The 17,332-nt window shown below is 38.9% G+C and carries 8 protein-coding genes; all 8 read right to left on the bottom strand.

Going from position 1 to position 17,332, the window contains the following annotated elements:
• Positions 1–42: 42 nt before the first annotated feature.
• The 8 genes from PCY71_RS01350 to rplL all read right to left on the bottom strand — a co-directional run bounded on the left by PCY71_RS01350 (position 43) and on the right by rplL (position 17,299).
• Positions 43–1,821, bottom strand: a complete 1,779-nt coding sequence (locus PCY71_RS01350) for an ABC transporter ATP-binding protein (RefSeq protein ID WP_048773387.1) — start codon at positions 1,819–1,821, stop codon at positions 43–45.
• A gap of 13 nt (positions 1,822–1,834) precedes the next feature.
• Positions 1,835–3,571 (bottom strand): ABC transporter ATP-binding protein, encoded by a 1,737-nt coding sequence (locus tag PCY71_RS01345; protein WP_002906627.1) that lies wholly within the window; start codon positions 3,569–3,571, stop codon positions 1,835–1,837.
• A 368-nt stretch (positions 3,572–3,939) separates the two neighbouring features.
• Positions 3,940–9,684: a ZmpA/ZmpB/ZmpC family metallo-endopeptidase gene (locus PCY71_RS01340; RefSeq protein ID WP_301412388.1), complete on the bottom strand. Its 5,745-nt coding sequence runs from the start codon at positions 9,682–9,684 to the stop codon at positions 3,940–3,942.
• Positions 9,685–9,886: 202 nt separating this feature from the next.
• A complete protein-coding gene (locus PCY71_RS01335) occupies positions 9,887–10,291 on the bottom strand; it encodes an SMI1/KNR4 family protein (RefSeq protein WP_002909811.1) in 405 nt (134 codons plus the stop codon).
• Positions 10,291–10,890, bottom strand: coding sequence for an HNH/ENDO VII family nuclease (locus tag PCY71_RS01330; RefSeq protein ID WP_032912456.1), 600 nt, complete (start codon positions 10,888–10,890; stop codon positions 10,291–10,293). Before PCY71_RS01330 ends, PCY71_RS01335 begins: the two co-directional genes overlap by 1 nt.
• Positions 10,863–14,294 carry an ATP-binding protein gene (locus tag PCY71_RS01325; protein ID WP_301412387.1) on the bottom strand — a complete coding sequence of 1,144 codons (3,432 nt, stop codon included), beginning with the start codon at positions 14,292–14,294 and terminating at the stop codon, positions 10,863–10,865. The genes PCY71_RS01330 and PCY71_RS01325 overlap by 28 nt, the downstream gene beginning before the upstream one ends.
• A 27-nt stretch (positions 14,295–14,321) precedes the next feature.
• Entirely contained in the window at positions 14,322–16,790 is a 2,469-nt protein-coding gene (locus PCY71_RS01320; RefSeq protein ID WP_048773380.1) for a dynamin family protein, read from the bottom strand.
• 140 nt (positions 16,791–16,930) lie between these two features.
• A complete protein-coding gene (rplL, locus tag PCY71_RS01315) occupies positions 16,931–17,299 on the bottom strand; it encodes a 50S ribosomal protein L7/L12 (protein ID WP_002900419.1) in 369 nt (122 codons plus the stop codon).
• Between the last annotated feature and the right edge of the window lie 33 nt (positions 17,300–17,332).

Below are 17,332 nucleotides of genomic sequence, written 5' to 3'. Positions count from 1 at the left end.
GCTTAATATTCTAGCAGTTGTCAAAAAATTTAGCAAGCATTATCAAGCTTCTTCTGCTTTTTTAGAAAATTGACTCTGATAGAGGTCATAATAAAATCCTTTATCAGCCAAGAGGCTCTCATGATTACCTTGCTCGATAATCTGACCATCCTTGAGCACCAAAATCTTATCCGCTTCTTGAATGGTCGACAGTCGGTGGGCAATGACAAAACTGATCCGACCCTGCATGAGTGTCTTCATAGCTTTCTGAATCAGGAGCTCCAGCCGTGTATCGACAGACGAGGTCGCTTCATCCAAAATCAAAATCTTAGGATTAGACAAAAGAGCCCTCGCAATCGTAAGCAACTGCTTCTGACCAAGTGAGATATTGCTGGATTCTTGGTTCATTTCCATATTGTAGCCGCCTGGCAAGGTACGGATAAAATGGTCCACATTAGCTGCCTTTGCTGCCTCTACAATTTCTTCATCAGTGGCTTGCAGATTACCAAAACGAAGGTTTTCCTTGATAGTCCCTTCGTAAAGCCAAGCATCCTGCAGCACCATACCAAACTGTTTGCGATAGTCCTGACGGGACAGATGGCGAATGTCATGCCCATCCACAGTAATCGCGCCTTTGGTCACATCGTAGAAACGCATGAGCAAATTAATCAGCGTGGTCTTACCAGCACCAGTCGGACCTACAATGGCGACCATTTCTCCAGGTTTGACCTCCAGATTGAAATTCCGAATAAGCGGCTTGTCTGCTACATACTGGAAGTCCACATCCTTGAAGCTAACCTGACCTGTCAGATCTTGCTCCAGCTTTTCTGCCCTATCATTGACTTCGTCTGCTTCGTCCAGCACTTGGAAAATCCGGTCCAAAGAGGACTTGGCACTCTGTAGCTGACCTGCTAGCTGAGTTAGGTTTTGAATAGGCTGGTTAATCTGCCAGACATATTGAACAAAAGCCTGCATATTCCCGACTGTCAGGCGCCCAGCAATAACCTGAAGGCCACCCAGCAGAGCCAGCAAGAGGTAGGTCAGATCTGAAATAACATTCAAAACAGGCATCATCAAACCAGAAATAAAGCTGGCTTTAAAACCTACTTTCTGCAGGTTTTGCGTAATTTGACGAAAATCTTCCTGAGAGCTTTCTTCTCTGACATAGAGCTTCAAAATATTAAAACCAGTCAGATTTTCCTGAACAAAGCCATTCATAGCTCCCAGTGCATCTGCCTGCTGTTTAAAGTAAGGCTGGGATTTCTTCACGATAAAGCAAGCACTAAGGTAGGTAATCGGAATCGAAACAACCACAATTACTCCCAGTTGCAAATTGAGCACCAATACCATGACGATAACCAAGATCAGAGTGAAGACTGCATTGATAACCTGCAGAAAAGACTGCTGCAAGGCATTTGAAACAGCTTCGACATCGCTGGTAAAACGCCCTAGCAAGTCACCAAACTGATGCTTGTCAAAGTAAGAAACGGGGATACGATTAATCTTATGGCTAAGTTCATTGCGCAAGTCACGAATGGTAGCCTGCACTGCATTGGTCATAAAGAAATTAGAATAGTAAGAACCGATTTCATAAAAAATCGCCCGCACAAAATACAAGACCATGACCCAGCCAACATAGGACACATTAATCTGGGCACCAGCTACTCCCTTTGCCATATCCAGCAAATTATTTGTCAGTTCAGTAATGGCTAAACCTAAGACAAAGGGTTCGACGACACTCATAACGACGCTGAGGATTTTGAGGAAGATCGCAAAGGCGACTGCAAATTTATAAACTTTTAGGTAGCTCCACAGACGAGCAAAACTTGATGTGTTTTTCATGTCAGTCTCCTTTCTATTCCTCTGTCAAAGCTTGATTTTTCAGCTGTGAATCCGCAATTTCACGATAGATATCGTTGGTTTCCATCAACTCTTCATGCTTCCCGCGTCCAACGATTTCACCCTGATCCAAGACGATAATTTGGTCAGCGTCCATGATGGTTCCCACCCGTTGGGCTACAATCAGCACCGTTGCCTGACCTGTCACTTCCTTGAGGCGACGACGAAGCACCGCATCTGTCTTATAATCTAGAGCAGAAAAAGAGTCGTCGAAGATATAAATTTCCGGCTTTTTGACCACCGCGCGGGCGATAGAAAGCCGCTGCTTCTGCCCACCGGATAGATTGCTGCCTCCCTCAGCCAGATGAGTCTCAAAACGCTCTTCCCGACTCTCGATAAAGTCCTTGGCTTGAGCTACATCAGCCGCCTGACTCAGTTCCTCTTGGCTGGCTTCTTCCTTTCCGTAGCGTAGGTTCGCTGCGATAGTTCCAGTAAATAGCAGAGCCTTCTGCGGAATAAAGCCAATCTTCTGACGCAGTGCCTTCAGATTGTATTCACGGACGTCCACACCGTCCACTAAAATCTTACCTAGTGTTACATCGTAAAAGCGCGGAATCAGCTGTACCAGCGTAGACTTACCAGAACCAGTTGAACCGATAAAGGCAATAGTCTCACCCGGCTTAGCCTTGAAGGAAATATTATGCAGCACAGGACTCTCCGTCTCACCTGGATAAGCGAAGGTTACATTGTCGAACTCCAGATAACCCTGCGTCTCTGTCTCGGTTACACCATCTTCATTAGGATTGATTGAAATGGGCATGTCCATGACTTCCTTGAGCCGCTGGCTCGATACCGCCGTCCGAGGATACATAGTAAAGAGATTGGCCAGGAAGAGGAAGGATAGCAGGGCGTGAAAGCTGTATTCGATAAAGGCAACGAGATTTCCGATTTCAAGACTGCCGTCCCGCAAAGGATCTAGGGCAAACCAGACAATGGCCACAATCATCGCAATAATAATCTGCACAAAGAGCGGCTCAGTCAGACCAGTCAGCTTAAAGAGCTTATTGGAGTTTTGCGCATAGACCTCATTTTCGTCAGCAAAACGCTTCTCTTGAAATTCCTCTCTTGCAAAAGCTCGAATAACGCGCAGACCAGTCAGATTTTCCCTCACGTACTGGTTAATCTTATCAAGGGTCTTCTGCTGCTTTTCAGACAAGGGCTTGGTTTTAACCGCCACATAAATGACCACAACAGCCAAGAAAGGCACTGAAACAGCTACAATCCAGGCCAGAGATGGGCTGGTCAGAAAAATCATGAGAATACTGGACAGCATCATCATGGGAGTAATGACACCCATTTTCAGGGTTTGCTCTGCAAACTGCATGAGAACAAAAGCATCTGAAGTCAAGCGCGTGACCAAAGAAGACACTCCAATCTGCTCATATTCATGATGAGAATACTCTTGCAGCTTGGCATAGAGATCATTGCGCATATCCTGCACCATGGTCGTCGTTAGCTTTCCAGCCGCATAAGCCAAAACAATTCGCCCCAGCACTCCTAAGATAATAACGCCAAACATGACCCAAGCCCAGAAAAAGAGCCGATCTGTCTGCTTAGGATTGATTCCCTCATCAATCATCCGAGCCAGTACCGTTGGCAGACCTAGATTGACAATCACAAAAAAGATTGCCGCAACAAAGTCCAAGACCAGCCACTTAGGATATCTCTTCAAATAAGACCAAATGTATAACATAACTCCTCCTTCACCATCTATTCAAAAATAACTCACTATAAAGCACCCAAGTGCTTTTAAAACACAGAAAAGAGCGCGCAAATGCACGCTTTAATACAAATATTATAACAAAAATATGAAGTAGGGTAAAGGTCATTTCAGACTATTTTCTGCTTATCATCAGCCTCATAAATGACTGTCAGCAGCAAACTTCCTGAAAGCAGACTAGCAACTGTTTTAATTGCATGACTTATATAGAAAAACAAACCTAGTTTTCACTAGGTTCGTCATTTCTTATCTGCAAGAAGGTCTGAATCCAAGAGTAATTCAAGCTCTGCCCTAACATTTCAGACTTGCAACTTTGCAGACCATTTGACAGCTCAAACCAATCACTTCTGGTTTTCAAAGATTGATGTTCTGAAATCTTTAGTCTGATCAAGGTAAGCTTTGAAGACTGCTTTTTTAAGCTTGTGGACAGCACTGTCATGTTCTGGTTTATAGCCACTCCAAGAATACCAATTATCATTGGCATCTTTGAGAACAGCTTCATCCATCAAGGTTTGCAACTCCTCAACAGTACTTATAGTCTTAGTAGCAAAACTTGTCCATGGTTGTCTTGTATCATCAAATGTGACCTTGTTCAGGCTGTCGAACTTGTTTTTACGTTCTTCATACATAGCCTTCTTAAACTCAGTCCAATTATTAAACTGACCATTGAAGACCTTGCGTAAAACCAAGTCATCTGTTACCAGACCTCTGGTCTTACCATAGATACTGATTGTTTTTCCGTTTTGCTTAGCATCATCTTCATACTGATTAGAGATATAAGGAACCATACCATCTTTGAAACCTTTGGCTGCCAGAAGCTCATAAGCCATACGCCGTCCCATAAGATCTCCAGGCGTTCCTTTTTCACTGCTTAATGCAGAATAAATTGGAGAGAAGAGTTTAATCGTATGGTAGCCGTTTCTTTCTACATCACCATTTTTGTACTCACGCGCTGAAACAATATCATTTTCAATGAGACTGTCGAATGAGTTTAATTTTTGCGCATCCGCCATTGTAATATTTTTTATCACATTCGTTGCGTAAACATCATTTCCATCAGCATCTCGAACATATTTATTCTCGACTTTTCTCAGAGCGTTCACTTTCTGCACATCGGACAGACGGTTAACGATTGACATCCCTTCTAGGTACTCCAACATATAAATGACATCAAACATGTTATGAACATAATTTTTTAAATCATCCGCATTTTGGAAACGTTTAGTTGGATCCAGGACTTGCAAACGAGATTTTTCAGATGCATCATTCTTGTCATATTTGAGAATTGAATTGACCGTGATTGTCGCATCATCTGGATGGTCCGGTGCTTGCAACAAGCCCTTAGCGAAGAATTCTGGACCAAGTCCACTTCTTCTTCCATATCCGCCTAAATAGATTTCATTATCAGAATCATGCGTCATTTCATGGGTATAGGTAATGGCTCCGTCCTTGTCCAGCATCCGATAGCCCATGTAGTAAACACTATCACCAGTAGCATAGGCACCATGCTTATTGTGTACAACCTTGTTTCCAACCGGTCCAAAGAAATACTTCATAGCTGGATTAGAACTATCAAATTGTGCCTCCACTGTAGCCTTGTCGACAGTGGTATCATCTCCAAACTTATAGGCATCATAGACCAAGATATTTCGATAGAGCTTTTCACGGCCCTGCTCGTCTAATATTCTATACCAATAATCATAATGGTCGCGTTGACGTTTTGCAGTTTCCTGAGCATTATCCTCAACAAACTTATTAAGTTCTGCCCCTGCTCTGTGCTCATTATTTCTATATCTATCATAGGCGCCAAAGCCAAGACTGGATATAGTTGATATGACAAATACCGTTCTTTCAGGCATTGTAAGCAATGGCAGGACCATATTTCGGTATTTCCAAGTGTCGCTGGTAATTCGATCATAGACCCCGATAGAATACTTACTGCCAGCCTGCTCTTGTTTGACCCTCACCTCATCAATAGCTGATTTTTCTTCAACGATATAAGCCTTGGTTTGCTCTTTAAACCATTGATTATTTGTTTTGTTTGGTAAAAATACCTCTCGGTAATTGGCAAGCGTGCTGAACAAATCTTTTGTTGCATTATTATTTGCTAGGCTGATGCTATAAGCATCTACGTTGTTCTTGGCCAGAAGATTGTTAAAGCCAGATTTACCTAATTCAATGATCGTGTCTAGTGGTGATACGTTGCCCTTACCAAAGAAATCCATGTGGTACATGACTAAGTCTTTGATATTCACGTCACCATAGTTAAAGTTGTACCAGCGCTCTAAATAGGTCAAACCTAGAAGCAAGGCTTCCTTGTTGCGTTTGATTTTATCAACGACATAACCATTAATCGTTTGATTTTCACTGGCAATGACTGCATCAGCAGACAACAGTTTTTCCAATGTGTTTGCTAGATTTTCCTTCGTTTTGGCAAACTGCTCTTCTAAGTATAATTCCGTTAATGAAACTCCTGAAGAAATACCTAGGGTGTTTCTGATAGCATCTGACTGATAATCGACTGCTCTCAAATCAGGCAAAACTTCATTGACGATTGAACTATGATTTTGTAAGAATTGATTTGGCGTATAGATGAGACCTGTATCGCCCACGCGATATTCTGCTAACTTACTAAAGTCAGATTGGTAGGTAAGATCTAGCTTTTCAGATGAATGATCCTTATAGTGCAGCAAGAGCTTATTAGCTGCCTCTTTATGTGAAGCAATATCTGTAATCACTTCATTATCCTTCATCATGACTGCAGATAGGACTTCTTTTTTAAACAAAGCGCTATCTTCTTTTACCAGATTACCGTATTTGACAATGGTTGCCTTATTATAAAACGGCAGTAATTTTTCGATATTTTTATATGCTAAAGCTCGACTGGCTTGATAGTCTTCAACCTTAGAAAAATCACTTTCTTTATTAGTGCTAGTCAGTAGGGGTTCAACAATCGGTACAGAAAGAGGGTTGATTTCAGATTTCTTACTTGCGATTTGAGAAGGATCAATGATTGTGCCTCTCTCTTCGAGCGATTCCTTGGTGACAACCTCATCCTTTTCAAGAGTCACTTTGTAGACTCTGTTTTCTTTGTTACTATATGAGTCAGTTATTCTCATTCCTCGATAGTGATAACCACTAATCGCATTCCCGTTCATAACATTGACATCACTAAGAACATTGTGCAATCTTCCAGCACGACTCTCTTCGTTAGAGTCTCTATCCCACAAGTAGCCAGCCACACCAGCAACGCTTCCAAAGCGTTTCACATTATTAATGTTGCCCTCGGCATAACTATTGCTGATAAGTGCATCTTTCTCAACAAGACCTGCAAGGCCGCCGACAGTTTGGTTTGTACTATCCGCATTTGACGAGATGGTAATTGTAGCTTTTGATTTGTCGACCAGTGCATTGATGCCAGTCAGTTGACCTACTAATCCTCCGATATTGTATGGTGCCCTCGTTTCATAGGAGTTGATAATTCTTCCCTTGAAACTGCTGTTCGTAATTTTAGAATTATCAGCCTTCCACACCAAGCCACCAATGCCTCGTTCGCCAGCCAGAACACCGTCTACATGGACATTGTTAATCCTTGTTGCATTATTCGCTTCATTTGCAAGGGCCCCAATGTCAGATTTCCCTGAGATATTTACATCTTTAAGAGCCAGATTTTCTACAGTAGCAGCGCTTAAAGTATCAAATAAAGGCTTCTTCAAATTATAAATAGCATAATTTTTTCCGTCTTTGCTGCCAAAGAGCTTACCAGTAAATCTACCCTTTATATAACTGCTAGCTCCATTTTCTAGTTCGACCTCGTTGGCATTCAGACTAGCACCTAAATAATAGGTCCCTCCAAGATCATTATTTATAGCTTGGACCAAGTTACTAAAGGAAGTGAAGTTTGTGACTTCTCTCTCTGCCTTTTTTGCTAGATAGAAAGTAAAATTGTCCTCGTATTTATTGTCGACGTCCTGTTTTAATTTTTCAGCACTTGCTGTAATTTTATAAACCGGCTGACCATCTTTCGTGCTATCGACTATTGAAGAAATTGGCAAGAAGACATCTTTAAATTTAGAAGATTTTACTTTCACGAAATAATTCTCATGATTGCTTGGAATAGCATCTAGAGAAACGTGCTGTTTGTATTTTCCATCAGTTAGACTATACAACTCCACGTCAGATACATTTCTTAACTCGATATTCTTTTCGGGTTCTTGCTTCTGCTCTTTAGGCACTTGAGCTTTTTCAGTAGGATTTTCCGCTTCTGGCGTTGCTGGTTCGATGTTTCCAGTATACTCTTGAGGAGCTTCTACCTGCTCAGGCTCAACAATCGCTCCAGCTTGAGTTCCTGTGTACTCCGGCAATGGAGTAACTTGTTCAGGTGCTACTATTGCTCCTGCTTGAACGTCTGTATACTCTGGCAATGGAGTCACTTGTTCGGGTGCCACTACTGCACCGGATTGAACGCCTGTATATTCAGGCGATGGGGTGACTTGTTCAGGTTCAATTACCGCACCGGATTGCGTTCCTGTGTATTCAGGTAACGGTGTGACTTGTTCGGGGGCCACTACTGCACCGGCTTGAACTCCTGTATATTCAGGTAACGGTGTGACTTGTTCGGGTGCTACTACTGCACCTGTTTGAGTTCCCGTATACTCTGGCAATGAAGTCGTTTGTTCAGCTTCTACTATGGCCCCAGATTGGACGCCTGTGTACTCCGGCAATGAAGTCACTTGCGTGGGTTCGACAATTGCACCGGATTGCGTTCCTGTGTATTCTGGCAATGGAGCTACTTGTTCGGGTGACACTACCGCGCCTGCTTGAGTTCCTGTGTATTCAGGTAAGGGCGTCACTTGCTCAGGTTCTACTATCGCACCGGATTGGACACCTCCAATCTCCGGTTCAATTTGTTCAGGCTCAACGATGGCTCCAGATAGTGTACCTGAATACTCAGGCAAAGAAGCCACCTGCTCGGGCTCAACGATTGCACCAGATTGGACACCTGTGTACTCTGGTAAGGGAGCAACTTGCTCAGGTTGAACCAAGTTAGAAGTTACTGGTTTTTCGCTAGGCGCTTCAAGCTTTTTAGTACCTTTTCCCACTATTTTAGGAGACGCTTCCTCTATTTTAGTCGAAAGAACCTCTCTTGAAACTTCCTCATTATCTACCGTAAAAATTCGAACGACTTCAATTTTACGGCCTCGTTTGCCTTCTTGTTTTACTCTTACAGTACCTTCGGCTAAATCAGGATTCTCTTGTATTTGTTCTCCAAAGGCTATCTCAGTTTCAACGATCTCTTCTTTGTATAATAGTTCAGGCTTAGCTACTCGGCCAGACAAAACTTCATCTTGAGGCTCAATTGTATTGACGCCAAGCGTTTGATTTTTCAGCCCATTCTTATCAAAAGAAACAGAATAATCTAACTTCTTATTTTGGTTTAAAACTTCTTTATCTAGATTAGCATTTTGCTGACTATCAAGAATCTTATTGTCTAATAATTTTTTAATCGATTCATCTTTTATGTAGCCAACATAGGTATAGCCAGAGATTTCACTTGGTGACGGCAGACTATCCCCAGCCGACACTTGATATTCGGCATTATACTGTAGCAAGATCCCATTTTCCAGCGCATCGACAGATAGTATCAAGCCTCCTCCGACACCAGCACCCACCAAAACAGTCAAGAGGAACTTACTTTGAACCTTTCTTTTTGACACAACAAAAACAACTAATCCTATCGTCGTTAACAGACCAGCCGTCATCATAGTATTTGAATTGTTATTGTCGCCTGTATTCGGTAACGTTTTTGCTCCAACATTTGAATTTAACCTGTAGACAAGATAGTAAGTCTCCTCATTTCCTTCTGACATTTTAGGAAATCCACTTACAATCAACTCCTTTTCTTGCGGAGTTATTTCAGTATCTGTCACGTATTTATATTGTACATTCAACTTTTCCTGCGCTTGAACAGAGTCAACCCCAACGATAGACACAAAAAACAAACTAGAAATAGCAGCCGAAACAAGCCCGACAGCTAATTTCCTAAAAGCAAAACGGGTTTGCTTCTCCCCCAAAAACTTTTTCATTAAAATCCCTTTCAAATTATTCTAAAAAGAATAACAAATCCTTTAACTAGAGAATGAGCAACAGTAAGCCATTGCATTCATTCATCTGAATCCCACTAATAGTACAAACTAGAGCTTCCATATAACATATAAAAACAACGTATGTTTTTAAATTAAAATATAGAGCCTTTATCCCCCTAAATAATTGAAGTATCAAAAAAATCTACTCTTTTCTTGCAACACACTCCTTTAAGTATTCGGACATATTGGAATAAAGTTTTTTACATGAGCCATATTGCCATTCAAAGACAGAACCGTTAGTATCTAACAAAATTAGGATTCCATCAAATCCCAAATCTTCCAAAATAAACATATTTACTGGAAAGTCCGGATATATTTCACGTGCCTCTAGCGTTGATTTTACAACATTCAGATATTCCGGTCCGTTCAAACCTTGCCATTCTGTTCCAAAGAAATTTACTACTCCGAACTCTCTTAAATAATCAATATAGTCTGTAGAAAATTTTATTGTAAGCTTATTTTGAGCCTTTAAAATTTGTTCATCGTTCGCACCTTTGGTAGCTTCTAATCCTGAGATCAGTTTCAATTCATCGCTAATTTTTGACATTATATTTCTTCTCCTCTCATTTTCCAATAATTTGCTTTTTCTTTTGCAAAGGCACTTCTATCAATTTGTGATGTTTGTGGAGGTACTTCGTGTAATAGTCTGTAATTCCCCTTATGCTCATCATGAGTTAATTCAGCTAAAGGGGAATCTTGTTTCTGTCCTATGTGATGAAGCTCAACTGGCTTGCCATCCATTAATGGAGCTTTTCCCTCAAGCATACGCTCTTTATTAGTTTTTCCGAATTCATCCGTTATTTTATAGTCAATATCTATTCTTTGGAAACAGGCTCGGCCATTTACATCTTTTTCGATTACATTTAATCCTTTATAAACAGCCGCCTCTTCTTTCCAGCGGATATTATCAACAATACTCTCTGACCACCCTGTCTCAGTTTTTAACTCTTGCTTATCGTGCTGGTTAAGCGGAGTTTTTTCGTGAAGAGCTGACTCTTCACCTTTTAATTCAGATTCCCTATTTACTTCTAGCCTTTGATTAGGATTAAAAGAAGAATGCTCATTTTCTATTTTCGTCATACTATGCTTTAAATCAGACTGGTTTGTTCTTTCAATACTCATAATAAACCTCCCTGTTGTTTCCATTCTTCTAAACCAGCATCGTTATTTAGCTCGTGAACATATAGCTGTGTTAAAATTGCTTGAATAATATTTAATTGCTCTTGCTGAGTGATTGGTCCATCTACTAGCCCATTGAACTCATTAATGACTTCATCGGTAATAGTTCTTTTATCCTTACTCTTTTGATTTGCTTCTCGCGCCTTTTCTAACAGGCTCGGATAAAACTCCGAAATAATTGGAGCAACCTGAAGCATCTTTACCTCGTAAATAGCCTCATCAAGATACCTTAAAATTTTATGAATAGATTTGCCACTGATAGGAGCTCCAAACAAATCATCTCTTAGTTTTTCAATATCTATATTCTCTATCTTTTCATTTCCGGTCAAAAATTTACTGATTCTCAAATAAACATCTGAATAAAATTTTGATTCAGTCAGTGATTCTTGGCTATATCGATAACTTTCGAGACTGCTATCATACTTCTCCACCTTGCACAAGACCGGCTGAATCCATTCATTTTGATAAACAGCTGCAACACCTTTCGGTAATTTCGCCAATTCCAAAATTTGGTCATCATTTAGATTTGCAGATCTACCAACTAGATCTCGATCGGTGAAATCAGGAAGACGCATTACAATTTTAGTATTGGTATTACGGATAACAGATAAATCTAGAAGTCCTGGTGCTTGATCAGCTATAATAAAGCCTTCTCCATAAGTACGCATTTCTGCAATAGCATTAGCAAGCATCTCAACACTTTTTCCAAGAAGATTGCTTGATTCTGAAAACTGTTCAGTTGAAGTTCTTTTTAATAGGTTATGGGCCTCTTCCAAGACTGTAAGGTGACGAAGTGGAGAATCCATCTCTGCTTGAGACATTCTATATTCTTGCAATTTTAAGACTAATATTCCCATTATTAATGATTTAGCCTCACTAGAACCAATCCGACTTAGGTCTATAATCACATTTGAATCAAATAATTGCTGCTCAGATAGTTCATCTTGAGAAAAAATGATTCCATTTATACCATTTGTTAAAGATTCAATTCTAGTCAATAAAGAACCTTTATAAGCGCCTTTATTTTCGCTATCGTACTCACTTGAGTCAATAATTTCTTTTATATTTTCAGCAACATCTCCAAATGTTGGATAAATTGTACCATAAGAATTTCTTGATTGAATCAAGTCCCATCCACAATCCATGTACGACTTTTCAACTGCTTTTTTTAAGACCGTTGGCATAGCAGCATACATAGGCCAACATACATTGAAAATTTCAATTAAACGATCCAGATGTTCTAAAATATGAATTTCCTTAGAAAAACTAAAAGGGTTCAATCTGAGCAAAGGAGTTAATTTCGGATTCGTGCCATATACTGCTACATCCTTTTCCTGACCAAAGACATGTTTATACTCCCCTTTTGCAGGCTCTACAACAAGAAATTTGACATTATTTTCCCTTGCTTCGCTTAAAAGCTGGTAAATAGTATTACTCTTACCAGATCCTGTACTTCCTGTTATAAAAGCATGAGACGTTAAAGAATTCAAAGATAAATCTACCGGAACTCTTTCCTCGCGGTTCATATGAAAAATATTCCCTAAACGGATGTTTTGCTCAGATTTATCACTCAAATCATAAGAAACAATATTTCGACCAAATTCTGTACATTCTATAATAGGCAGACCTGGAATAGATTTTTGAGGAAAATTCAAAGAATAAGCTAATTCTTGACCAGACAAAGGAACAGTAGGAGTAACTAAAGATGGATAGACATAATAAGTCGCATCATTTTCTAAAACACTAGGATTCAATGCAAATATTGGATGTCGCAAATCCCTCAAATAGTGAACAATTTCTCGAGTATCGGCACTACTCTCTCCCATATCACCACGCCACAGATTAACGGATGATTTACTCATATAGGACTCTTCTCCCTGAGTCAGAGCTAGGTAAGTATGAGCGACATTATTAGCGATATTTTGGTCTTCGCTAAGTACATAAGCAGCAAACTCCCACATGCCCAGAGCAGTTCCTTTTTCAAATCGTTTCATCTGCTCATCCAAAACTGATAATGCATGATGAATATTGTGGTTCATAAAGAACTGATTAATCCCTTCATTCTTACCAACCGTAGCTGTTACATTTGAGGCACGAGCAAAATTTGCTCCGATGTTGGAACCAAAATTGACCGCCCGAGAAACTCCCGCAGTCTTTCCCAAAGTTTCAGAGATAGCTCTACCAGCAGTTTTAGTAACAGCTTTTCCTATTGTCTTAGCGAAGGTTTTACCAGTTGAATCGGAAACAGAAGAGCCTTTAGAAATAGAATGACTATAGTCAGCATGACCACCAAGCTCTACTTCACCTACAAAAGGGAGCTTTGCATTTCCGCTAGCAGATACTCCTCCTCCAAAAGAATCTGATGAACCTTTGTTGCTACCACTAGTATGACTACTGTTAGTTCCGTCAGTCTGACCACTTGAATCTGTCGTTGAATATCCGCTAGATTGTGTCTTCCCTAGGGATTGGTTAGTAGACTGACTTTGGCCGTGTTGAATCCCGGCACTAGCTCCAATATTAACTCCGAAAGTTGCCATAGAAGTCGTTGCATCAGATTCAGTGAAAGTGTAGCTAGTCTGCCATTTCTCGAAAGGAGCTAAAGCAGAATATAACTCAGAAAGCCGCAACTTGCGATTTTCTACATCCTGAATCGGACTCGCCAAAAGAATCAAGCTATAGTCTTGACTGGGTCCCTCAGGAATTATACCGTCAATCAATTTTTCAATTGTTTGGCTAATAAATTTTTCAGATTTCGCAGTTGGAAGGTTAGATACTGTTGCTACAGAATATGATTTTTGATTATTCAAGCAAGGTATACGCCCGCGACCAATCTCTTCTTTGACTGTTGAACCAGGAAAATTTCCTTTTATAGCTTCTAGAAGTCGCTTTTTATAATTGTCAACATTGACATTATCACTAGCATTCTCCGTATTAATTACAGCTAGAAAGACTTTTGTATCATTCTCTGTGCGATGAAAGAGCAGGGCAATATTACATCTCTCATTAGAAAGCACTTCATAGACATTTACTAATTTTTCTAGACTGTTTTCTCGCTTATCTGTAACCCATTTCGTTATATTAAAATAACGGACATTATATGCTGGATTGAAATCTTCGTTATATTCAGCAGAATTTTCCAAAGGAACATACAGCTCTTTTATCTGTTCTAAATAAGAGTTAAACACCTCAACGCCACATGACGCCAATAGTCTGCTAGTAAATTCCTCATCACTAATATCTGGTTGATCTGCAAGATATTTTTCCTTTTGTTCCTCTACATACTTTAGCTGCTCTGGACTCAAGGCGGATAATTTTGCTAATTTGTCTGCAGCTTTAGCTCCCGCTTTACTGATTAAATTTTTTATTCCCATAACTTTTCCCTCGAACTACATCTCCACTTATTTCCAAGATATCATCCGCTTGATTTCATTTACATAAGTTTTAATCTGCTTTTGCTGTTCTTCAAGGCTGTAAATTTCTTTAATAACCTTTTGAATTCTCTGATCCAATTCCTTAAGTTCCGGACTAAATTCAATAATGTTGCTTTTGATAAGACTTCCCAAATCCTGAATCCAATTGTTAAATTTACGTTCGTGTTCTGAGCGAATACTTTCACTGAATTCAGTAAATTTAGCTTTAAATTCTTTATTATAAGTATTAGTCAGACCTGAAATATTTATTTTATTTGATTTTAGTCGATAGTCACCAATTCTAAAAATGTAACTTAATTCATCTCTATTAAACTTCCCTAAATCAAATTGATTAAAATTTATTTCTTCGTAAGAAATAATGATTTCCGAAATAGCTTTTCTTTTCTCTGGCTGAATATCCAAATCGCCTGAAATAACCTTCTCCAATTCTTTTCGAACATCAGATGTAGCATTAACCCAAAATTCTTTTGAAAGTTGGTTGAAACGCTCCTTTGCTACAACCAAATTCTCACTGAACTGCTGCTTGATAACATTTAGCACTTCTGTTGAAGCCTGTTCTTCAAGCTTCCTTCGTCTATCTCCACTTAACTTATAATTATTAAATGAAGTCCCCATATCTCCAACGAATTTTGAAATACCGTTTAATTCTGAATGGTTATCAACAGCTATTTCTTGGGGATATTCAAGAGCTTTTTGTTCATAGAAATCCTTATACAAAGATTCTGCTTTTTCTTTTTTTAAATTCTGGGTCAAACTTTGTAAATAACTCAGCATTTCCTCAGGATATCGGCTAGTATAGTCTTCCCTTTCATGAGATATGCTTTTATCAATTGTTTCAAGAATTTCAGATTTTTGAGAATCGAGTTTATTCTGTAACTCTACCTTGCGACTACCCAATTCCTTATTTTTCTCTTCGATTTCTTTATCAGTAATACCAATCAATTGATTCAAAGTATCTCTAGCTTGCTGACACTTATCATAATGCGAATATTTATTTACAAAACTCTTGATTGCATCTTCAATTGTTAATAATCCACTATTAGCATAGATTATGTTAGAATTGGATTCTGCAGTCTCAACCATTGAAGAAATCATCTGCCTAGGGAGAATATTAAAATCAAACAATCTCTTGTAATAATCGTTTTCTGGATCTGAATATTTAGCTTTATAAGTATTGAATAATTCTGAGTAGAATTCTCCCTTAAGATTCCCATCCAATTTAGCCCCTAAACCAAGTATGGATGAAACATAAAATATCCCTTGAGCATACAGTTCGCGCGGTATCGATTGATTCATAATTTTTTGTTTAAAAGATTCTTTTTTAAATCTTCTCAAGCTAATATCTGCAGTTTCTGCTTTATTTACTACAATCATAGTAAAACGACTGTCTAAACCTGCAACTTTCTTTAACTTATCTTTTAAATTATCATTATCTGTACTGTCCATCGAACTGCTATCTGTCACAAAAATAGGAAGACCATTAGACATCCCTTTCATGGCCTTATCCAAAACATCTGAATGTTGTAAATTAGTAGAAGAATTTGAACCCGGAGTATCAAAAATAGCAATTTTATAATTTATATCATCCAGAGTACTTCTGCCAAAAGGTACTTCTATCTCAATCAAATCTCCTATTTCAGAATCTGAAATATCATTCAATTCCTCTAAAACTAAACGTACCTTTTCAATAATTGAAGCCGGCTTCTCCTCATCTAAAGCCTCTTTGATTGATGTTAATAATTCTTCCCCATCAGTCAAACCATCCACGACTAACTGATAATCTCGAAATTGAATTTTAGCATCTTTTCCTTTAAATGTAATCCTGATACTTGCCCTATCATCATGAGGTGTGGAAGATATTTTGTAAACTTTTGCTGTGACAGGTGTTTCAGCACTTGGTAATAATTCGGAACCAATTAAAGAATTAATAAACGTTGATTTACCGGCACTATAAGTTCCTAAAACACAAATTGGAACAATATCATTAGAAGCATCTGAAAACCTCTTTAATTGTTGCTGTATCTCGCCACTCTCATCCTCAATGTTTTTTGTTATTAAAGGATCTAATTTTTGAAAAATCCGATTTATTTCAGGCAAAACATCTCTAGCATTTTCTAGATAATTTTCTGATTTTTCGAGTTGAATATTCTCAAACTTAATATCCGTAACCAAACGTTCTAGTTCTTGATACTCATCATCACTACCTGAAAAACAGATAGACAGTACATCATCGGGATTAGAATATTCAGTAATTATCTGATTTATAATCTCATAAACTTTAAAAGGAAAAAATCCAATTTGATACTCACTACTAATCAGTTTGCTATTAGAATTACTATCTTCGTCAATAGATGTCCATGAATTCAGCTGATTATTCCAACGCTCAAATAAAACCCTTTTTTCATAAGGATTGCTGATGATTTTTATCTTATTCATAATATCTCCTAAATCGCAATAATCTGTCTAAATTATATCATAGAATCCTATTTTTTGTTAGCGTTTTAACATAAAAATGATTTTTGGATACAAAAAACCAAGTCTTTCGACTTGGTTGATTTCTATGATTGGAAACTCTATTATTTAAGAGTAACTGAAGCTCCAGCTTCTTCCAATTTAGCTTTAAGTTCTTCAGCTTCTGCTGCAGCAACGCCTTCTTTGATAACGTTTGGTGCACCATCAACAAGTTCTTTAGCTTCTTTAAGGCCAAGACCAGTGATTTCACGTACAACTTTGATAACGCCGACTTTCTTGTCGCCAGCAGCAGTCAATTCGATATCGAATGAATCTTTAGCAGCGGCAGCTTCACCAGCACCAGCAGCAGCTACAGCTACAGGAGCAGCTGCAGTTACACCAAATTCTTCTTCGATAGCTTTTACAAGGTCGTTCAATTCAAGGATTGAAGCTTCTTTAATTTCAGCAATAATGTTTTCAATGTTCAATGCCATTGTTATTTCCTCCAAATAATTTTTAAATTTATA

It is taken from the genome of Streptococcus sp. SN3 (assembly GCF_030439905.1).
Note: the sequence above shows the minus strand (reverse complement) of the source record. Positions and strands in the feature narration are given on the sequence as shown.